A 22,167-nucleotide genomic window follows, 5' to 3' on the forward strand; every position below is an offset into this window, starting at 1 on the left:
ATGTACACTGCTTTATTATATAAATTCACTTTCACTACTATAACTATTAAAAAGAGCTACTTAAGTACTTAAATGAAATTGTTATATTTCATTTAAAAACCTAAGTAGCTCTTTTTTTATAAATATAGATATAAAATAATTACTTATTTAATAAGCTATGTATTATTCTTGTAGCATCCATGTACTTAGCAATTGATCTTCCATAATTTAATCTATTGATAATTCTAGCGCAAAGCTCTGACATATCAACGCTCTTAAACCAAGCTGAGTCTTTTAACTCTTCTGGTATATATGTTAAATTAGTAGAATATATTCTTGTTAATAAACCATCTTCATGAGCCTTATTAAACTTTTCAACGCCTTCTGTAAAGAAAGCAAAAGTTGCTGCAACATATATATTCTTAACATTTCTTTTCTTTAATTCCTTAGCTATATCAAGAACAGACTCTCCTGATGCTATCATATCATCAACTATTAATACATCTTTGTCTTCAACAGCTCTTCCCATATATTCATGTTGAACAATAGGATTTTTTCCATTAACAATTGTAGAATGATCTCTTCTCTTGTAGAATAAGCCAACATCTACTCCTAAAGCACTTGAGTAATATATAGCCCTATCCATCGCTCCAGTATCAGGACTTATTACAAGTAGCTTTTCTTTATCTAATTCTAATGATTTCTCATTTGATAAGATTCCCTTTACAATATCATATGTTGGATATACATTCTCAAAAGATAGTAAAGGAATAGCATTTTGAATATTAGGGTCATGTACATCAAAAGTGATAATCTCATCAACACCTAATCTTTCAAGTTCTTGAAGTGCTAAAGCACAATCCAAAGATTCTCTACCTTTACGTCTATGTTGTCTTGATTCATATAAAAGAGGCATAATTACAGTTATTCTCGCTGCCTTACCTCTAATTGCTGCAACAGTTCTCTTTATATCTTGAAAATGTTCATCAGGACCCTTGTGATTTTCAATCCCAAACATCTTATATGTACAGCTATAGTTTCCAACATCACATAAAATATAAATATCCTTTCCTCTGATAGATTCAGAAATTTTTACTTTTCCTTCTCCATTAGAAAATCGTATCTCATCAAGTGGCACTAAGAATGACTCAGTACAATTTCTGTTTTTTTGGATATACTTGTCTATAGCATTACCTAATTCTGAACAACTTTCTAATGCTATAATTCCAAGTTCATGATTTAATTCACTCATTTGCGTTCCCCTTTTTTAATTATTTTGTAAATCGGCTTATTATTATAAAAAAACTCAAACAATTAAAGTATACCTCAAAATTGGATATATATAAATATATTATTACAATTTTCAAGAAAATTTTATGATAATTTTAAAGTTAACCTTTTCAATTCCTTATAAAATTCCATTTTAATATAATCATTGAGATAAATTTTCAAATTCGTACATTACTTTAACGATGTTATTGATATTTGTAAACAACATTTCATATATGTGCTATACTATTGCAATGATATAATATTAAATAAAGATAAATAGTTTAATAATATTAGGATAATTTACTAACGCATTATCAATTACAACTCTTTGTTTTTCTCTTCTTTACACCTAATTAGGCAAGTATATAATACTTTGTTATTAATTTTGAAACTTACTTGCACTGCTAATTCTATAATTCTTATTTTGAAATATGTTTTTACGAGATAATAGGTAATAACAAATTTAAGTAAGCTTAATACTCAATTTATTATTACCTATTAAATTATTAATTATTGATATTATTAAAGTCTTAATAATATATCATTTATTTCTTCACTTACTTTTAATCTCTCATCATAAACCCATTGAACGTCTAGTTTTAAATTAAATATTTTAGAAAATGAGTAATACATGTTTATCTTCTGATAATAAATTTCTAAATCATCCAAACTACCATTAAAGTTTTGGGGTTTAAATAATTCTTTCTGTTTATTCACAAATAGTTCATCTACATAATTTAAAAATGCATCCATAAGCTCATCTCTAGACACATCAAATGGAACTTTTAGCAAATCCCACTGAATCTCCTCATTAAGCTTGTATTTCCTTAGTCTATCTAATATCAAAATATATTCACTAACATCCATCTTAGTATAATAATCTAATTTTTCTGTTCTTGTACTCCAAAGGGCTAATTTTTCATTTAAAGGGAGACTTCTAATCTTAAGTATTGCTTCTGATGGCCCTATAACAGCTTGTTTTATAACCTCGTCTTCTGTTTCTAATTTAGATTTAATTATATCTGCATTGCCACCAACACTAGCAATATATCCAACGTCATAAATACCAAGCCTACCAGCACGCCCTCCTACTTGCTTTATTTCCTGCGAAGTTAACTCTCTTACTTCTTCTCCATCAAATTTCCTTATACTCATAAATATAATTCTTCGAATAGGAAGATTTACTCCCATCCCTATTGCGTCAGTAGTCACAAGAATCTTTGTTTCTTTATTAATGAACTGTTCGTATTGCATTTTCCTAACTTCAGGTGGTAAATCACCATAAATTATACTTGCCTTGATGTTTCTACTTGAATATTCCTCTGCTATTTCTAATACTCTTTTTTTAGAAAATACTACAATAGCATCACCTTCCTGAACATCATTATAACTAAAATTCTTATATTCAACTTCTAACGGTATAGCTCTTTTATATTCTCTTATTTCATATTCATCTTTACAATCACTTATAATTGTTTCTAATATATATTTAGCATTAGCAGCTCCACATATATGTATTTCATCACATTGAAGCCCTAGTAGAGCTTTACTCCATGCCATTCCACGAAAAGAATCACTTATCATCTGAATCTCATCAATTACAGCTATATCATAATGTTCTTTTAAATTAACTTTCTCTATTGTACATGATGTGTGAGTAGATCCTACATTTATTATTTCCTCTTCACCTGTTAAAAGATCACAAATTACTCCTTCTCTATTTAACTTTTCGAAATTTTCTAAAGCTAGAATTCTAAGTGGTGATAAATAAACACCTTTTTTTGCACTTTTAAGACGTTCTAAAGCATTATAGGTCTTACCCGTATTTGTATCGCCTAAATGTATGTAGAACTTTCTTTTCATGCGTCGTGCTTGACGATACTCATCTTTAGGATTACTTGGGAAATTTTCTTCAAATTCTTTTGCAACTAATTTAGGAATATGTTGTTTAGTTAATATTGTCATTAGTCCTTGATTTAAAAAACTATTATAATTTCCACGCACTATTTCATAAAAATCAAAACTTGTATTATTATTTTTATTATAGTAGTCAAGCATTTTCTTTGAAACAGTTTCTAATAGCTCTTCATATCTCTCATAAACCTCATTAAAATCTTTTAAACTCTGATTTTCTAATTCCTTAAGATGTCTAAGTTTCTTTCTTATTGAACTCTCATGCTCTAATAATGCCCCTAACTTTGAATGCTCAACTATTTCTTCTATTTGATTTATCTGACTCTTATACTTTTTAAATTCTCTTTGTGCTGCATTATTTTTCATTTATCCCACTCCATATACTAATATAATATTTAACTGCAAAAATATTTCCTATTAATAATATAACTATGATTAAATATATTTATTCCTTTATAAGATTATATGAAAATTATACCATAACCCATATTATTGGTGAGAAAAATTACTTTAATATTATTATGTAATATTTCATAAGCTAGACTCATATACTTAGTTATCAGTAAATTTATTTGATACTTTTATTTTAATTAATAAGTATAAGGCGGTGCGTTCATGGAATTAATGTATGTAAAATATACAAATGGCGAAAGGCATTCTATAATAAAGAACGGAGATGATATTATAATGAGCAATTCAAAAATAATAAAATTCGATTCAGCTAAAAAGCAAAAAGCTAATGAACATACTCCTTGTTTAAAAAAGAAAAATAATCAAGTTCATAATAGTTCTAATGACAAAATTAATGAAGAAATTACTGACTTTTTCTTTAATGCTATTCACAAGAACTACCTATCTAATAGAAATAAATAGAATGTTTCGAACAAGCTATGTTAGTAATTTTTATAAGATTCTAATCATAATAACTTAAATTTATTATTTATAGTAATTTCTGTATACCCTACAAACTCTGATGTAACCTATAAATTGTTAACTTTTTAAGTTTTTTCATTGTTAAAAATTTAAATTCTTATATTCCTTTATTCTTAAGTTCTTAAATTCTTTAATTCTTTAATTCTTAACTTTTTAAAAAGTTTCATTTAAATACATCTTCCATTAAAAATGTATTTATTGGTAAGAACTTATATGATTTCTGCATTTTATAAAATAATATAATAATACCTCAGGCTCTTAATGTAATTAAAAACCTGAGGTATCATATTTAATTTAATAATTCATTTTTTATGATCTCATATTTTTGCTTATAATATAATCTAAAATAATTCATTTCAAATTAATATTCCCATTTATTGATTTGCATATCTCTTTAGAATTTCTATTATAATTTCAGTACAAATGTCCATACTTTCAACTGCAATATGTTCGAATTCACCGTGGAAAGCATGGCCTCCTGTTCCAAGGTTAGGGCATGGAAGTCCCATATAACTTAAAGTAGCACCATCAGTACCGCCCCTAATAGGTTCTATTATTGGAGTAACACCTAAATCCTTCATAGCATCTGTCGCATTATCTATCAAATGCATACAAGGCTTTATAAGTTCAAGCATATTTTTATATTGATCCTTTAATGTAACCCTAACTGTTCCTTCACCATATTTTTCATTCAATAATTTTTCTATTAATTGCATTGTTGATTTTCTATTTTCAAACTTTTCCTTATTATGATCTCTCAAAATATACTTTAGTGATGCATGTTCAGTATTTCCATTAAAACTATCTAAATAATAAAAACCTTCATACCCTTCTGTATGCTCAGGTCTTTCACATGATGGCAGCATAGAATTAAACTCAATAGCTACATTTGTTGCATTAATCATTGTATTCTTTGCAGACCCTGGATGAACTGATACTCCATGAATGTTCACTTCCGCTGCTGCAGCATTGAAATTCTCATATGAAATTTCGCCTTCTTCTCCTCCATCAATTGTATATGCAAAATCTGCCCCGAAATTTTTTACATCAAATAAATGCGCTCCAAGTCCAACTTCTTCATCTGGAGTAAATCCGACACATATTTTCCCATGAGGAATATTTTCATTTATTATAGTTTCACATGCAGTAAGTATTTCTGCAATACCTGCTTTATCATCAGCTCCAAGCAACGATGTTCCATCTGTAGTAATTATAGTCTTACCTTTTAAGTTTTTTAAATGTGGAAATTTTTTAGGTGATAAAATGCTATTATTTCCTTTTAAAACAATATCGCCGCCATCATAATTTTCTATGATTTGTGGTTTTACATTTTTTCCATTAGCCGCTGGTGCTGTATCCATATGAGCTATAAGTCCTATACTTGCTTTATTTTCATATCCTTTTGTTGCAGGGATAACTCCATATACATAACAATGTTCATCAACTTTACAATCTTGAAGTCCAATTTCCTTCATTTCTTCAACCAATATATTAGCTAAATCAAACTGTCTTTTAGTTGTTGGGTGTGTTTCTGAAGATTCATCTGAGGTAGTATATACCTTAACGTATTTTAATAAACGTTCATAAGCTTTCATATCTTTGTCTCCTTTTTATTTTATATAGCTTTCCAATAAAGAATTTCATATATTGGAAATTAATTATATATCTATTTTACTTTTTAGAATGACATAAATCAATAATTGATTTAAGAAAGTATTATACTCCCTTTATCCTAATAAAGTATTTTATTTTATATCTCGTGTACAATAAACACACAAAAAATGAATTCTATTATAAAAAAGTTGTTTAAAAAATAATTTTTTTACAGCTTTTCAATGACTAATAGATAAATTAAATACTCTATAAAATATTAAAAGTTGTTCAACTTTGCTTGTATTATGCAAAATTGAACAACTCAATTTATAAGACCTTTATTAAACACTCTTTAAAATGCTAATAAGTATAATTTAATTTTTACTTTGTAATAAAAATACTTTATTTAGCAAATTCTATTATACCTTTTGATAGTTTCGCTATTCTTGCCAAAGAGTATACATCATATCCTTTATCCTTAAGCATTTGAGCACCTTTTTGGAATGACTTTTCTATTACTATTCCTATTCCTGCAACTTTTGCTCCAGCTTCCTCTATCAAACGTGCAGCCCCAAGTGCCGCTTCGCCATTTGCTAAAAAATCATCTATAACTAATATATTATCTTCATCATTTATATATTTTTTAGATAATGTCAACTCATAATCTAAGCTTTTAGTAAATGAATGTACAGTTGTTTGATAAACATCACCATTCAGTATTTTTGAGTTTTGCTTTTTTAGAGTAACCATAGGCAAATTCATTTGCATTGCAGTCATCACAGCAGGTGCTATACCAGAACTTTCAATTGTAAACACCTTTGTTATTTTATGATTCTCAAAGTAATTTTTAAAGTATGTACCCATTTCGTACATTAATTCCGGATCCACTTGATGATTTAAAAATGAATCAACTTTCAATACATTTTCTGACAATGCTTGTCCTTCTTCTAAAATTCTTTTATGTAAGCTTTCCATTCTATTCTACTCCACTCTTTTCTTGTTTTAATAATAAATTTAATATTAGCGCTGCAATAGTTCCAGTCGAAATACCTGATGAGAAAATCATTTTAAGACCTTCTGGTAATTGACTTATAAAATCAGGACGGAATGTAATTCCAACACCAAGTCCAATTGCTGTTGCTATTATTAATAAATTACGATTATTTAATTCGACTCTACTTAAAGTCTTAATTCCTGATGCTGCAACTGTACCAAACATCACAATACCTACTCCCCCCAAAACTGGTTGAGGCATTATATTTATTAGTGCTGCAAACTTTGGTAAAAACCCTAGTATTACGAGTATTATTCCCGCCATCATAGCAACATATTTACTTGCTACTTTTGTTAACGGAATTAAACCTACATTTTGGCTGAAACATGTATTAGGGAAAGTTCCAAGGATTCCTGCAAGCATGCTTCCAAGTCCATCAGATAATACTCCTGCTCCAATTCTCTTATCGCCCATTTCAACCTTTGAAACTTCTCCGATAGCTTTTAAACATCCTACAGTTCCAATTGTTGTAACAAAATAAGCAGGAATGAATGGAAGTACTAATTTAGGATCAAAGTTAACTCCATGCTCAAATATCTTTGGAAATGATACAAGACTTGCTGAACTTACTGATGAAAAATCAACCATTCCAAGAGGAATACAAACAATGTATCCAATTGCCATTCCAATTAATATCGAGGCGCTACTTACTAATCCCTTTCCATATCTGTTTAACAGTAAAGTTATAATCATTACAATCATAGCAATTGAAATATTGGTTAAGTTTCCATAATTAGGAGAACCACTACCACCAGCAGCCCAATCCATAGATACAGGTAATAGAGTTAGTCCTATCAATGTTATCACTGTTCCTGTAACAAGTGGTGGAAATAATTTCATCATAGGTCGTATTACAAAGCTTAAACCTATTCCAACTAATGACCCAAGTATTGTTCCACCTAATATGCCTGGAAGTCCGTAAATACTACCAATTGCAATTGATGGTGCTACAAATGTAAAATCTGTCCCCATTATACATGCAACTCTTGCACCAACAGGACCAATACCTTTCGATTGAATAAAAGTTGCTATCCCGGCTGACAATATAGTTGCACTCATAAGTGCTGTTGATGTAACTATATCAAACCCTAATGCACTCGAAATAACTAATGGAACTACTATAATTCCTCCAAACGCAGCAAATATGTGCTGAAATCCTAGCAAAATTTGTGTAGATAAATTAGGCTTGTCTTCAACTCCATAAAGAAGCTCGCTAATTTCTTCATTTTTACAGTCCAAATCTTCGATTAAAATCTCTTTGTTACTTAATTCCATTTTCTTTCAATCTCCCTATGTAAAATTTAATCATACATAGACACGCAAATTCTTTATACATATATTCAGAAAAGTTTTCAAAAAAATACAACACCCCATCTTAAAGCTGAGGTGTTGTATTTATATGCGAATATAATAATACTTAGCACTAAAACACTACCTCGTAGTCTGCTAATTTACGGATAGCAGGTAGAGACTTTCCAACCATAATATCGGAAATATACGAGTCTTTTGTATGAACTGTTGACTTATTATATCACATATATATTTTTTAGACAAATACTTACTTATTATTTTTATAATTCTTTAATTTTCTCCAAAAATTCTTTTAAAACAAACATATTCTCTCGAACCATCATACCCTATATTTTTTATATTTCTAGAGTCGGTAGTTTTACAGTGCCGTTTTACCAAATTCAATTGCCCTTTTCTCACTATTAAAATATACATTAATATTTTTCAAATCTTCGTCTAAGACAACCTTTGTCCTACCAAAGCAAAACACTGTATTTGCATATGCTTTAGCAGCAGTTATTCTCCCATATTGTGGCACCATTAACGTTGTAGGTATATATGCTCTGCTTCCTACTACTCCCAAGCTTATATTTTGCCCAGCAGATAAGATACCTCCTCTAGCCACCGAATCTGATCTTGTAAAAATTATATCCTTCATTGCAGTTAAATTTGAAGTATATTCGCCTTTACCGCCTATGATAATATTCCCTGTAGATTTTATCTCGCATTCTTGACAATAACCAATCCTAATATCTAGAGGAACTATTATGTTCTTATCGTAATAATCTATTTCATTATCCAATATGTTAAGTAAAGTTTTTAAATCATAAATTGACTTTATCTCCAAAATATTAAGTCCTAGTATCTTTCCCTTTATAAAATCTACAAGTTTGCTGCGCTTTGTTTTATTTTTTATATTTAAAGAAATTATATTTAATGCTACTTTTTGAAAATTACCAAAATTCTTCTCAGTCAGTGTCTTTACAAAATCTTTTCTTTCAAAACTTTGTAGATTTAATCCGTTAATATACTCTATCATACTAACTAAAATATTTTTAAATTCAGTAAGTACATCTGAATATTCTTTTTTTCTTATATCTACTTGTCCTGATAATATCTTTGAATTAATTGTGTTTCCCAAGATTGTTATTTCTCCACCTGTCACAACATTAGCCATATTAACATTTTGACTGACATCTAATGAACCTCCAGCGCTAACAAACATATTATCTTGTACGCTATCATAAACTTCTACATCTCCATAGAATTTAATGTTGCAAGTTTCCATGTTTACTGATTCTACGGTGTAAATAGGATTTACGCTTACACTTCTATTAGCAATATGTGCTTTTCCATCAATAAGAGATATAATATGATTATTTTCAATCTTACATCCTTTTGATGCATCAATTGGTAAACTTCGAATATATTCGCGCTCTATAACTTTACCCAAAATATTCATTCCATTCTTACCCTGAATCTCAGGGATTATTTCTGCAATTTTATCTCCAGCATTAACATTGGAAATTCTAAATAAATTTTTAAAGTCTACTTTCTCATTAGAATCTGGTTCTGGAAAAACCATTTGAGTTGGTGTAAAAAACAACTTCACCTCGCTCGGTGTATCCTTAACTGGCTCCAATCCTTCTGCAACCAAAACTTCATTCGAGCACCCTTTTAAGATCAATTCTAAAGATTCTTCCTTTATTCCAAAAACTATTCCTTTTTCTTTTAGTTTTTTATATAACTCTTGAACAGTAAAGTATTCAGGTTCTTCTTTCGACAGAACTTCAGTAGATACAGCCAAATTCATGTAAAATTCCCTGTCTTTTATTTTATATTCAGTCTTAGGTGTATACTCCACTGTCATATAAGCTTTCATTTTATCTTCAGATATAGTTATATTTACTTCTCTCTTTGCAGGAGTTGTATCGCAATTATAAGTAATCTTATCTTTTGAACTTACTTCATATGGTTTAAACTTTTCACATTCTACATCATTAATAAATAAATTTACATTTTCTTTAGCTTTTATAGTTATTATTTCACCATTTATCCCATCAGCTATTATTATTTTCCCATTAACAACTTTAGCGCCTACTTCTTTTTCCATTCGTATCTATCCCCCAAAATATGACTTGGTTTTATTTTGTGTTAAATTCTTTATTGATTTCCAGAATATCCATAACTAAGTCTTTACTTATCTCAGGTGGAGTAAATTCTGGTTTGCTAAAATAATATCCTTGGAGATAGTCAACTCCAAACTCTATAAGTTTCGTTAATTCTTCTCTTGTTTCAACCCCTTCAGCTACAACTTTGATTTTTCTTTGTTTAGCATAAGATATGAGGTTTTTTGAAATCTGCTGCCTATTTAAATCTTTATCAATTCCTCTTACAATTTCCATATCTATTTTAACATAATCCGGTGTAATTGCTAACAATACTGCTTCATTATTATATCCTGAACCAAAATCATCAATAGCAAGTTTGGCATTCCACTTTTCAATTACTTTTCTTTTTATAGAAATGTTATCTCCGTTAGAGCGTTCATTTTCAAGTAGTTCTATTACTAATCTATCAAGATGTTCTCCATACAATTCTTCAAACCTCTTTGTATCCTCACATGACAAGACATAGTTTGGCAAAGAATTTATAAAAAGTTTAGCATCCTTGAATTCCTCTTTATTCCTTACAAAACTCTCAAGAGCTTTAAAAAATGTAATTTTTTCTATTTCGTATAATCGTGAATCAGCAGTTGCAAGCTTTATTATATGAAGGGGATTTCTAAGAGACTCTAACTGAGAACGCATAAGAGCTTCATACGCAAATATTTTTCCTGTTCTTGCATCTATAATTGGCTGAAATGCATATCTAATAAGTTTTTCATCAAGTAATTTATTTAAATCTTCTTGGCTGCTAAACAAGAAAGAATCCTCAGTATATTCTTCTTTGTTAAACTCACTTATATTTCCTTTTACTGTTTTCTTAATTTTATACATTGCGAAATCTGAATACTTGGCTAAATCCTTAAAAGTTACAGCATCATATGGATACCATGCTATCCCTGTTGATATTCTAATTTTTAGCTCTCTATTATTAGGTAGCTTAAGTACTGAATTCTCGATACCAGAATGAATACTTTTTACAATTTTTCTAATTTCGTACTTATCTTCATATCCATATAAAAATGTATAGAATTCATCCCCTGATCTTCTTCCAACAACTCCTCCATATTTCTCAAATTCTTTTAATATTTCGGATGCTTTTCTTATGTATTCATCGCCATAATCATGTCCATAAGTATCATTTACATATTTTAAGTTATCTAAATCCCACATTATAAATGCTCCTACTTTAAGATCATCGCTTTCTAATATTTCTTTTACTGTATTATGAAATGCTCTTCTATTTAACATATTAGTAAGTATATCATAATCTCTTTCATACTCTATTTTTTGCTTTTCTAAAATTTCTTGTGTAATATCACTTACTACTCCTAAGGTTCTAGACTCTTCCTCTAAGATTTTTAATTTAATCCACTTAGTTTCTTTATTCGCTCCTTTAATCCTATAAGTTTCTTCTTGAAAACTTTCTTTCTCCTCTGTTATCTTCTTTATAATTTTACTAAAATATCTTTTATCCACATATGAATCAAATCGCTTTGATTTTTCAATTCCTATTACATCGAAAAATGTGTCTGTACATAGCACCACTTCATGCCCTATTTTATACTCAAATGCCCCTATCGGCATATTGAATAATTTTATAATTTGAGACATTTTCGAAGCAGAGTCTGCCACGTTTGAACTTAACGTCATTATTGCTGATGACAACTCATCAATTTCTGAGATACTTATTTTCCCAAGTTCTATTGGTTTACTAGGATTACTTTCTCTAACATCCTGAGCTAAATTTCTGATTGGCTTCGTAACCCTTTCACCTACAATAACAATTACTATTACTCCACCCAGAGTCGAAATAATTAATGATACAGCTAGAAGCCTTTCAAATCGCTCTGAATAATATAGAAGATTATCCTTTTCTATTATTCCAATAATTGCCCAAGTATCTTTTTCAAATGGTGTATTTGTATTATATAAATTAATATATTTTGTTGATGCGTAGGCTATATTTTTTGAATCCGGTTCCTTTATCTCATATATTGAATCATATATTTCTTTTTTACTAAACTGAATATTTTTTTCTTCTCCAAGTATTTTCCCTGCTAATGGTCCTGTTGTTGTAATCTTTTCAAAGTTCATATTCTTGTTATCGTCAACGCCTACTAGATAAACACCTCTCCCATTAGAGTCTATTTCATCATATGAAAGTAATGAATTTAAATAATTTAATGAAATAGCAACTCCAAGAACTCCATATGGTTTGCCATTTTCGTCTAACAACGGAACTGAATAAGTAACAATTTGTATATCTTTATCATTTAATGAAAATGGTTTACTCCAATATCCTAAATCCTTATAAGATAATCCTTTATTATCTGCAGCTGCATTAATAGGCTTTGAGAAAAAGTCTTCTGGAGATGAACTCTTATTTTGACTAAATATAAACCTATTATTCCACCATGTATCTAAAGGAATCCCCAAATTTTGTGCAATAGAAGCAGGACCTCTTTCCATCAATAAATCTGAATTATCACTTGGATTTGAATTAGGGTCTAAATCTCTAAAATATAATCCTACTTTTTCTTCAGACTTATTATCAAGTATTAAAAATGCTCCAGTTACATAATTCTTTCTGAGCATGAATATCAAATTACTCGAAACATCTTCCAACAACTCTTTAGTGAATTGTGTGTTGCTGTCCAGATCCTTTACCGTAATCCCCTTACTATGAAGCTTGTGCAAAATATTAGCATTAATCAAGCTTTCAGATTCACTAACATTACTCCAATGTTGGATCATTTCGTTTTGAATGTAATTACCTCTTGATTGAATTTTCTGGTTTAATAAATTAAATGAATTATTTTTAAGAATTCCAACAATTCCACTCAATAAAACCACACTTACAAAAAGCACTACCTGTGCTAATACAACAATTACCATTGGAATAAGTAACTTTCTAATTATAGAGTTCTTATTTTTTATTAAGAACATTATTTCACCCCGCTCGCAGTGACTTTGAACCATTGTAATTTTATTGATTACAAATCAAATTAAGTAACTGCATTAATGCTTTTCCTTAAATCTTCAAGCCAATTATTAAAATTATCATCTGTATTAAAACTCTTTATAGCTTCCTCCCTAGAAATTCCCTTTTTCAATAACGCTTTTACCTTTTCTCTATCTATTTTTGCTTTTTCCAGCATAGATTTTTCTAAAATATCTCTTGCCTGATCTGCGCCATTAAAAGCTTTACTTGCATAAAACTTGTATGTACTTTCCTGATCTATAGCTTGTAAAACAGCTTCTTGTGAATTTTTTAGGGTATCCAAAACATCATTATTATTAATTTTCCCCTTAATAAATTCACTATGATTTGCTTCTTTCTTAACAGGTAAATATCCAGCTGCTATTGAAAACTTCGCATTCCTATCAGAATCTGTAAACCACTTTAAAAATTCTGTAACTGCATATTCATGTCTATAATCAGATTTAATCACGACCATACCTGCACCTTGCTGTGGCATATATGCAACTTTTGAATCTTTAAACTTAGGAAGCGGTAAAATCATTGATTCAATTTTATAGTTTTGATCGTCATTTGTTATAACTGAATCCGGAAAGTATCCTGCTCCAGAAGTAGATCCTACTAATGCGATTATATTTCCTACCTTTGCATCATCAGAACGAAATCTTCCATATGCTCCGTAATACCCATTTATATATGGTACATAAAAATTATCCCATAGCTTTCTCATAACCTTTTCATTAATATTAACTTCTAACTTTCCATTAGTAACCTTAAATATCTCCTCACCCAATTCTTGACTTCCAATTATCATGTAATTTGCCATAGCATCTCTGCCGAAAAAAGTTTTTCCGTCATCTTTAGCTTCTGTTTTGCTATCAGTCCAATCATAGTATTTTTTAGCTAAATTCGCGATCCCTTCCCAAGTATTAAACTCACTTATATCTGCATTTGTTTCCCTAGAAAACGTTTCCCAATCTGTTTTGTTTACCATTAAAATTTCTGTAGATTTAGCTACTGGAAATATAGTTAACTTATCTTCAGTATCTAATTTTCCTTCATTTATGTAACTGTCTATATATTTATTTTTTTCATTCTCCGACATGTATTTACCAAAGTCTGATAAAAGTCCTAACTTCTCTATCTCGTAAGCTGTATCCGGATATGCCATAAAAGCATCTGGCATTTTTTCTGCTCCAACTTTTTTCTTTGTTATATCAATGACCTTATCCGTAAGTTCACTTACGCTTCCTTGATTGAATGCCTCAACAATTATTCCTTTGTCTTTACCTACGCTTTTATTAAATTCCTCTACCATTTTATCAAACTCTATTTTTTGTATTCCATTATAATAATGCCATACTTCCACTGCAACAGGATTGTCCTTATCCAGACCATAATTATCTCGTGTATCAATTTTGCATCCGGTAAAAGCAATAGAATTTATTAATAACATAACTATTGTTATAGATAATCTCCTAAAGTTTTTTAGCATTTTTCCCTCCCATTATAATATATTCATTATGTACTATATAATTATAGGTTAAAATTCATATAAATTCCATAAAATAATAGAAAAAACCATGTATATAAAAGAATCACTTATACTCACACATGGTTTTTCATATAAACTATAATTTTATTTTCCCTCCAATTATTATGCATTTTGAACCTTTGTTATGACCAATTTCACTAGTTTTTACAATTGGAATATTAGAATTCCCTACTATTTCTTTAGTAATTTCCAAAATATTTGGAAATTGTTTTTCTCTTTCCATTTCACTAAATTCACCAAGAATTATTCCTTTAACTTGCTCAAATACTCCCAGTTGTTTATATTGTGTCAAATACGTGAACATTTTTGGAACGTCGCCACCTAAACTTTCTAAGAAAATAATTTTATCTTTAAAATCCGGCATGTATTTTGTACCTGCCAGTTTTAATAAACATCGAAGATTTCCTCCTACCACAATTCCTTCCATAGCACTTCCTTGAACCCATTTGTAATTAAATGTCAAAAGTTTACTTCCATTATCCATAAATGTATTTTTAAATTCTTCCACTTGAACTTCTCTTCTATCACCAATTAAATTCCTTATTTGATATAAATAAGTATGCATATTCGTTTGAGAATGTATAGCATTAATAACTACAGACAAATCGCTATACCCAAAAAATGGTTTCATATTATTTTTTATTGTTTCAAAATTCAAATGGTCCAAGATGCCATTAGCTAAGTCTCCACCAGATACATCAAAAATCCCCTTAATATCATTATCCATAAAAAAATTCATTAATATTTCAGCTTTTTCTTTATTACTCCCATTAAATACAGAATAATTTTTATATAAATTATCACTAAATACAGGTATAAGTCCTAATTCTTTTAATGCTTCTCTTAGTTCGTTCATCTTTAATTCATTACTTTTATCTAAGCCATTTGAACAAGCAACAATTCCTACTTTATCCCCTTTACTAAATAACTTCATAAACATTATCTCCCTCTAAATTTATATAGTATTAACGGCAGTAAGTATACTGCCGTCAATATTTTAGTATATAATTTTCATAAAATTTGTACGCTATTAATCAAATATATTTAGACCTTTCTTGCATAAGCGTACACTGTGGAATTTTTTAAAGTGCTGCTTTAAAAATATTTAATATATCATTTTCATCTAATGGCTTAAAAGCATACTTAAAATATGGATTCATAGCCTTTTTTGCCATCAATTCTAACTTATCTTCTTCAATGCCAACTTCCCTTAAAGTACTTGGTATACCCAATTCTTTAAAGAATTCAGATGTCTTTTCTATTGCTTTATTTGCAATTTCAAACTTATCTAAATTTTTATCTATTCCCCAAACATTTATTCCATATTGAGCAAATTTAAAAACAGTAGTATCGTCTAAAGAATACTTCATCCAATGAGGTGTCAATATAGCCAAGCCAACCCCATGTGTTATATCATAAAAAGCACTCAATTCATGCTCCATTGGATGTACCACCCAAGGTGAATTTGTTCCATATGAAATCAAGCCATTAATAGCCCAGCTTGAAGCCCACATTAAATTTGCTCTTGCATCGTAATCCTTTGGATTCTCTATTGCAATCTTACCATATTTTATACAAGCTCTAAGTAATCCTTCGGCTGTACTATCTTGGATATCCACACCCTTTGTATGATTAAAATAAGTTTCAAATATATGACTCATAATATCAGCAGTTCCAGCTGCAGTTTGATTTTTAGGAACTGAATAAGTATACTCAGGATCTAAAATTGAAGCCTTTGGTTTCATATTTTCATGACCTGTACCTAATTTTTGATTAGTTGTCATATCAGAAATTACAGCATGTGGATCCATTTCAGAACCAGTCGCTGATAGTGTTAATATTGTTACTATAGGCAATACTTCATTAATTTTTTGTGGACTAGTTACTAAATCCCAAGGATCTCCTTCGTATTTTACTCCTGCCGCAATAACTTTCGCACAATCTATTGTACTTCCGCCTCCCACAGCAAGAACTACTTCAACATTATTTTCCTTACAAATTTTAATTCCTTTTCTTACTGTTTCAATTCTTGGATTTGGCTCTATTCCTGACAATTCAACATATGATATTGAATTATCATTTAATATTTTAATCATTTCATCGTATAACCCAATTTTCTTAATACTTCCTCCGCCATATGCAATAAGTATTTTATTACCATATTCTTTAATTATGGCAGCAAGATTTTTGATTTGCCCTTTTCCAAAATAAACTTTAGTAGGTATTGAATAATTAAAATTTTCCATAAACACTCTCTCCTTATAATATATAATTTAAGCTATAATTATTAAAAATAGTAATCCATGAATTTTGTTTCTTACACCTCAATCTATATTATTTTTTTAATCTCATAATATAAAAATATAAGGTAATAAATCCATGAATATGAACCTTTCCTATAAATTTTACACCTTAGAGTTAACTTTATGTCAAGCATATATATTTATTATGTTTGTAAAATGAAAAACTAACTTCTTGATTGTAATAATAAATTCGCCATTAAATAATTTACTATTGTACTTAACGATATTTATTATGTTTAAAATTTTAAATATCATCATCTTTTATCATCTTATAAATAATAATTTTATCATCTTTCATTTTTCCATTTAAGATAAATTATTATACCTTGCTTGTTAAATATTAAGATCCACCTCTTTTCTATTCAAAATAAAAAAGACAAAACTCATAGCTTGATTGATTAAATCAAACATGAGTTTTGCCTAGAAATTACTTATAGCAATTTATTTTTCAATAGACTATTGCATAACACCGTTCCAATCAAGATAATAACCACCTACATACGTATTATATGCCATAGTTCCATCTGAATTTAAATAATACCAGTTATTTCCATCATTTATCCATCCAGTTTGCATTACCCCATTGGAATCCATGTAATACCACTGCCCTCTTACCATTTTCCAACCACTTACCGGAACACCTTGCTCAATCAATATCCATTTTCCATCTGAAGTCTTTCCCCAAAAATCTCCTCTGTTTCCTGTGCTCGGTGAACTGCTTACGATAGCATTTCCTACACTTGTGTCTACAGCCGTTGTTGTACTTGAAGTATTATCTTTACTTTTTGTATCACTAGTATCCTTATCCTTTGCATCTGGGGTCTGCGTACTTGAAAATGAGTTTTTATAGGAATCAACTTTATAGTTACTTTTGTCTATGTCTTTTGCATCCCATCCTGGAGTTAAATTGTTTAATTCATCTTTAGTATAATCGCTCTTATCAGAACTTGCTGCATAAGTACAAGATCCTTGAGCTAGGAATGCTAATAAGGCTAAAGATAAAATTCTTAATTTGTTATTCTTCATTTTTCTCATCTCCTAGAATATTTAATGTAATTTAATATTTATGTCTCAATTATATTCTTATAATTATTTATCGATTATAGCTATTAACACTTTAGCCTTTTTTATCTCTATTTAACACTACTTAAGTTAATTTCCATTTTTAAGAATCCAAATTATTAAATTCTACCGAATTTTATTTGCTTATATCACTTCTGCTCAACATATAACATATTTATTTAAATCATATATTTATCTAACTTTTCTGATTAAACTTTTTACAAATCTCTATCATATCCTTCTGTGAATTAACGATTTTACCTTCACTTTTAACTTTTGTATAAGAACCATCATCTAGCAATATCCTACTTTTAACATTATCTTTTATATATAATTCAAGCATTTCTTTAAGTTCCTTTTTTATAAGATGATCTTCTATTACTGTCATAGTTTCAACTCTTTTGTCTAAATTCCTATACATCCAATCAGCACTTGATATATATGTGTCTTCTTTTCCATTATTATAAAAGTAATATATTCTGCTGTGTTCCAAATACCTTCCTACAATACTTCTCACTGTTATATTATCACTTAAGCCTTTAACTCCAGGCCTTAATGAGCAAATTCCTCTAACTATAAGTTCGACTTTAACTCCAGCTTGTGACGCCTTATATAAAGCTATCATAAGCTTTCTATCTACTAACGAATTCATTTTTGCAATTATTTTTGCTTTCTTTCCATTTTTAGCATGCTCTGTTTCTCTTTCAACTAGATGCTCCAACTTTTTTCGTAATCCGTACGGTGCAATAGTTATTTTACTCATATTTTCAGGTTTAAAATATCCTGAAAGCATATTAAATATAACTGATGCATCTTCTCCATATTCAGGCTTTGATGTTATTATCCCAATATCTGTGTAGAATTTAGCTGTTACATCATTATAATTTCCAGTTCCTAAATGAACATATCTTTTAATACCTTTTTTTTCTTTTCTAACAATCAATAATATTTTACTATGAGTTTTTAATCCAATCACACCATATATAACATGACATCCCGCTTTTTCAAGCTGCCTTGCCCAATGAATGTTATTTTCTTCGTCAAACCTAGCTTTAAGTTCAACTAATACTGTTACCTGCTTTCCATTTTCTGCTGCCTTTGAAAGCGCAGCTATTATAGGTGAATTCCCACTTACTCTGTATAGGGTTTGCTTTATAGCTAGTACTTTTTCGTCCTGAGCAGCAGTTTCTACTAATTTTACTACTAATGAAAAACTTTCATATGGGTGGTGTAGAAAAATATCCTTCTTGCTTATTTCTTGAAATATATCGTCTTCTTGTAATTCCTTAACTTGCAGACTCTTTATTTGCTCAAACTTAAGTTCACTATATCCCTTAATACTATATAATTTATTTATAAATGTTAAATCAATTGGCCCTTTTATACAAAATATTTGATTCTCCGAAATTTCAAATTCTTCTTCTAATTTATTTATAATCCTACTATCATTTGTCTCTTCAATTTCCAATCTTACGGCAAGCCCCCACCTTCTCTGCTTAAGAGATTCTTCTATTGTTTCAAGCAAATCTTCTGCGCCTTCTTCATTTAAACTTAAATCTGCATTTTTAGTTATTCTATAGCACGCTGTTGTTAATACTTTAAATCCAAACAATTCCTTTAGGTGATTTTTTATGACATCTTCCAATAATACAAAGTTTTCACCTATCCCCCCTGGTATAGGAACTAATCTCCCTAAAACTGATGGTACTTGAATTGTAGCAAACAATTCTTGTTCACTCTTACTTTCTTTTAATATAACCCCTATATTTAGTGTTTTATTTAACAACAAAGGAAATGGTCTGCCTGAATCAATCACCATAGGTGTTAAAACTGGATATAATATATTTTTATAATAGTTATTTATAAATTCTAATTGCTCTTCATTTAACATATCATACGTGAAAATTCTTATATTTCTAGAACCTAAGTGGTCATACAAATGCTCATATGTACGATATTGGTCCTTAACCATCTCCCTAACTCTATAAAGTATTTTACTAATTTGTTCACTTGGTGTTAATCCAGAAACTTCTCTTTCCTCAAATCCTGCTTGAATTTGACTATATAATGATCCAATTCTCACCATAAAAAATTCATCGAGATTGGAACTTGATATGGATAAAAATTTTAATCGTTCCAATAATGGGTTCGTATTATCCTTAGCTTCATCTAAAACTCGTTGATTAAATTCCAACCAACTAAGTTCACGATTAAAAAAATTTTCGTAATTATCATATGTATAATTTTCATCCATAATTATTCTCCTCATCCTATAAGCTAATCATTTTCAACTTAATTTAATTATTTGTAAATATAGTATTTTAAATACACATTGAATAATGTAATATATTTAAATGTATACTAATATAATCTAATATTTTTGTTAACTTTAAGTTAAAATGTTATTATATGCAAGTTAACTTTTTATCATATTATTATATAGAGGAGGAGTGAACAATGAAAAATATCGCGGTTATTGATATAGGTTCCAATTCAATGAGGGTTCTAGTATATGAAATATATGAGAATAATTCATTTAAAATAATTGATGAAGAAAAAAGAATGACAAGACTTGGTCAGTTTATTGATGAAAATGACAATTTATCTAATGAAGGAATAGATAAATTGTTAATTACTTTAGAATTCTTCAAGATTTTATGCGAGAAAAATGATGTAGTAGAAATAATCGTAGTAGCTACTGAGGCAATCAGACGTGCAAAAAATAGAGACCATATTTTATCTTTGGTAAAAGAGAAGACTAACTTAGATATTAGAGTTCTTACTGGAATTGAAGAATCAGCTTATGGATATATAACAATCAAAGCTACCATGGATATAAAAGATGCCTTACTTATTGATATTGGCGGTTCAAGCATGGAAATCACTTTAATGAAAGATAAAAAAATTCTTAATAGAGTAAGTTTACCTCTAGGATCCATACCACTAACTAAGCTATTTCCTTTTGATGTGCCATCAGACAAAAATACTATTTCAGCATTTAAGAAATTTATATTTAATGAATTTGATAAGTTACCTTGGCTAAAGCTTGCTCAAAATTTGCCTTTAATTGGAATTGGTGGAACAGCTCGTTCGATTGGTAAAATTCATAAGAAATTTATTAAATATCCACTTGACCTGCTCCATAATTATACTATGCTCTTTGATGAAGTTAAAATAATTCATGAATATGTTCTCAATCTTAATACGAACCAAAAGGCAAAATTAAAGGGATTACCTAGAGAAAGATCTGACATATTTACCGCACCTTTCTCGGCACTTGTAATGCTTATGAACTATTGCAATTGTCCTGCTTTTAAAATTAGTCAATATGGAATCCGCGAAGGTGTTTTATACGAAAAACTCTTGAATAAAAATCTTGATAATCTTGATATTTTAGATTACTCATTGAACAATATTTTAACAAATAATGACTTAAATATTTCACATGCTGAAAAAATACGTGATTTATCTCTTGTATTTTTTAAATACCTTGAAAAACCAAATTATGAATTTTTACAATTAGAATATAAACTTCTTGGTGCAGCAGCTAAATTACATGATTTAGGAATAAGTATTTCTATAAAACATGCTTATAAACACAGCTTATATATCATAATTAACTCCTTAATTTCAGGACTTACACATAAACAAATATTAATGCTTGGTTACGCCATAGCACTAAGCGGTAAATTTGATTACAAATTATCAGATGAATATAAAGATATCCTTAAAAAAGAGGAGATTCTAATATGCAAGAAAATTTCAATAATATTATGTCTTGCTCATAAAATTGATAAATATTTTTATAATAGCTTATCCGAAGTCACAATTATAAACCAGAAAGATACTTTTAAGTTAACACTTCCTAAGAGTAGTGTTAAATACATGCAAGATAGTTTACCTGTAGAAATGGATGAAAGCTTTAAGAAATGTTTTAGCAAAAAGTTATCTATTATCCCATTATAAGTTTTACTTAAATATTTATATGATATATTTGCCTTAAAATATGATATAATTCATATAATAGTAAATTAGGTTAAAGTAAAATAAGGAGATAATACCGT

General features: G+C 29.1%; 14 protein-coding genes and 1 riboswitch. Of the genes, 2 read left to right on the plus strand and 12 right to left on the minus strand.

The genetic code is table 11. From position 1 onward, the window contains the following. Positions 1 to 139: 139 nt before the first annotated feature. Together ACJDTP_RS06255 and ACJDTP_RS06260 are read right to left on the minus strand one after the other, a co-directional pair. On the minus strand, positions 140 to 1,231 hold the full coding sequence (locus tag ACJDTP_RS06255) for a ribose-phosphate pyrophosphokinase (protein ID WP_406760772.1): 1,092 nt from the start codon (positions 1,229 to 1,231) through the stop codon (positions 140 to 142). Positions 1,232 to 1,773: 542 nt separating this feature from the next. Continuing rightward, positions 1,774 to 3,531 (minus strand): helicase-related protein, encoded by a 1,758-nt coding sequence (locus ACJDTP_RS06260; RefSeq protein ID WP_406760773.1) that lies wholly within the window; start codon positions 3,529 to 3,531, stop codon positions 1,774 to 1,776. A gap of 249 nt (positions 3,532 to 3,780) precedes the next feature. On the opposite strand from ACJDTP_RS06260, the gene ACJDTP_RS06265 reads away from it, so the two are divergent. Next, positions 3,781 to 4,038 (plus strand): hypothetical protein, encoded by a 258-nt coding sequence (locus ACJDTP_RS06265; RefSeq protein WP_406760774.1) that lies wholly within the window; start codon positions 3,781 to 3,783, stop codon positions 4,036 to 4,038. Between the two features lie 434 nt (positions 4,039 to 4,472). Here the strand turns inward: ACJDTP_RS06265 and pepT are convergent, their stop codons facing one another. The 10 genes from pepT to ACJDTP_RS06315 form a co-directional block, all read right to left on the minus strand. After that, complete coding sequence (gene pepT / locus ACJDTP_RS06270) at positions 4,473 to 5,693, minus strand: peptidase T (RefSeq protein ID WP_406760775.1); 1,221 nt, start codon at positions 5,691 to 5,693, stop codon at positions 4,473 to 4,475. Positions 5,694 to 6,093: 400 nt separating this feature from the next. Next, a complete protein-coding gene (locus ACJDTP_RS06275; RefSeq protein ID WP_023976518.1) occupies positions 6,094 to 6,666 on the minus strand; it encodes a xanthine phosphoribosyltransferase in 573 nt (190 codons plus the stop codon). Between the two features lies 1 nt (position 6,667). Beyond that, complete coding sequence (locus ACJDTP_RS06280; RefSeq protein WP_406760776.1) at positions 6,668 to 8,020, minus strand: nucleobase:cation symporter-2 family protein; 1,353 nt, start codon at positions 8,018 to 8,020, stop codon at positions 6,668 to 6,670. A gap of 144 nt (positions 8,021 to 8,164) precedes the next feature. Further along, positions 8,165 to 8,266: riboswitch (purine riboswitch) on the minus strand. Positions 8,267 to 8,414: 148 nt separating this feature from the next. Further along, positions 8,415 to 10,148: a DUF342 domain-containing protein gene (locus ACJDTP_RS06285; RefSeq protein ID WP_406760777.1), complete on the minus strand. Its 1,734-nt coding sequence runs from the start codon at positions 10,146 to 10,148 to the stop codon at positions 8,415 to 8,417. A 31-nt stretch (positions 10,149 to 10,179) separates the two neighbouring features. Next, positions 10,180 to 13,149, minus strand: a complete 2,970-nt coding sequence (locus tag ACJDTP_RS06290; RefSeq protein WP_406760778.1) for a bifunctional diguanylate cyclase/phosphodiesterase — start codon at positions 13,147 to 13,149, stop codon at positions 10,180 to 10,182. Positions 13,150 to 13,208: 59 nt separating this feature from the next. After that, positions 13,209 to 14,678 (minus strand): extracellular solute-binding protein, encoded by a 1,470-nt coding sequence (locus tag ACJDTP_RS06295; RefSeq protein WP_406760779.1) that lies wholly within the window; start codon positions 14,676 to 14,678, stop codon positions 13,209 to 13,211. Positions 14,679 to 14,814: 136 nt separating this feature from the next. Further along, positions 14,815 to 15,672 carry a S66 family peptidase gene (locus ACJDTP_RS06300; protein WP_406760780.1) on the minus strand — a complete coding sequence of 286 codons (858 nt, stop codon included), beginning with the start codon at positions 15,670 to 15,672 and terminating at the stop codon, positions 14,815 to 14,817. A gap of 148 nt (positions 15,673 to 15,820) precedes the next feature. After that, positions 15,821 to 16,984 (minus strand): iron-containing alcohol dehydrogenase, encoded by a 1,164-nt coding sequence (locus ACJDTP_RS06305; RefSeq protein ID WP_270566947.1) that lies wholly within the window; start codon positions 16,982 to 16,984, stop codon positions 15,821 to 15,823. Between the two features lie 513 nt (positions 16,985 to 17,497). Then, positions 17,498 to 18,067: a cell wall-binding protein gene (locus ACJDTP_RS06310; RefSeq protein WP_406760781.1), complete on the minus strand. Its 570-nt coding sequence runs from the start codon at positions 18,065 to 18,067 to the stop codon at positions 17,498 to 17,500. Positions 18,068 to 18,299: 232 nt separating this feature from the next. Further along, on the minus strand, positions 18,300 to 20,357 hold the full coding sequence (locus tag ACJDTP_RS06315) for an RNA degradosome polyphosphate kinase (protein ID WP_406760782.1): 2,058 nt from the start codon (positions 20,355 to 20,357) through the stop codon (positions 18,300 to 18,302). 203 nt (positions 20,358 to 20,560) lie between these two features. On the opposite strand from ACJDTP_RS06315, the gene ppx reads away from it, so the two are divergent. After that, on the plus strand, positions 20,561 to 22,069 hold the full coding sequence (ppx, locus tag ACJDTP_RS06320) for an exopolyphosphatase (RefSeq protein ID WP_406760783.1): 1,509 nt from the start codon (positions 20,561 to 20,563) through the stop codon (positions 22,067 to 22,069). The last annotated feature ends 98 nt before the right edge of the window (positions 22,070 to 22,167 follow it).

Origin of the sequence: Candidatus Clostridium helianthi (genome assembly GCF_045310795.1) — a bacterium.
Classification (GTDB): Bacteria; Bacillota; Clostridia; order Clostridiales; family Clostridiaceae; genus Clostridium; species Clostridium helianthi.

Excerpts from the sequence above, each read along its gene's own strand:
- ACJDTP_RS06295 (WP_406760779.1), bottom strand. The coding sequence starts at position 14,678 with ATGCTAAAAAACTTTAGGAGATTATCTATAACAATAGTTATGTTATTA.
- ACJDTP_RS06300 (WP_406760780.1), bottom strand. The coding sequence starts at position 15,672 with ATGAAGTTATTTAGTAAAGGGGATAAAGTAGGAATTGTTGCTTGTTCA.
- ACJDTP_RS06305 (WP_270566947.1), bottom strand. The coding sequence starts at position 16,984 with ATGGAAAATTTTAATTATTCAATACCTACTAAAGTTTATTTTGGAAAA.
- pepT (WP_406760775.1), bottom strand. The coding sequence starts at position 5,693 with ATGAAAGCTTATGAACGTTTATTAAAATACGTTAAGGTATATACTACC.
- ACJDTP_RS06255 (WP_406760772.1), bottom strand. The coding sequence starts at position 1,231 with ATGAGTGAATTAAATCATGAACTTGGAATTATAGCATTAGAAAGTTGT.
- ACJDTP_RS06290 (WP_406760778.1), bottom strand. The coding sequence starts at position 13,149 with ATGTTCTTAATAAAAAATAAGAACTCTATAATTAGAAAGTTACTTATT.
- ACJDTP_RS06285 (WP_406760777.1), bottom strand. The coding sequence starts at position 10,148 with ATGGAAAAAGAAGTAGGCGCTAAAGTTGTTAATGGGAAAATAATAATA.
- ACJDTP_RS06310 (WP_406760781.1), bottom strand. The coding sequence starts at position 18,067 with ATGAAGAATAACAAATTAAGAATTTTATCTTTAGCCTTATTAGCATTC.
- ACJDTP_RS06315 (WP_406760782.1), bottom strand. The coding sequence starts at position 20,357 with ATGGATGAAAATTATACATATGATAATTACGAAAATTTTTTTAATCGT.
- ppx (WP_406760783.1), top strand. The coding sequence starts at position 20,561 with ATGAAAAATATCGCGGTTATTGATATAGGTTCCAATTCAATGAGGGTT.
- ACJDTP_RS06265 (WP_406760774.1), top strand. The coding sequence starts at position 3,781 with ATGGAATTAATGTATGTAAAATATACAAATGGCGAAAGGCATTCTATA.
- ACJDTP_RS06260 (WP_406760773.1), bottom strand. The coding sequence starts at position 3,531 with ATGAAAAATAATGCAGCACAAAGAGAATTTAAAAAGTATAAGAGTCAG.
- ACJDTP_RS06280 (WP_406760776.1), bottom strand. The coding sequence starts at position 8,020 with ATGGAATTAAGTAACAAAGAGATTTTAATCGAAGATTTGGACTGTAAA.
- ACJDTP_RS06275 (WP_023976518.1), bottom strand. The coding sequence starts at position 6,666 with ATGGAAAGCTTACATAAAAGAATTTTAGAAGAAGGACAAGCATTGTCA.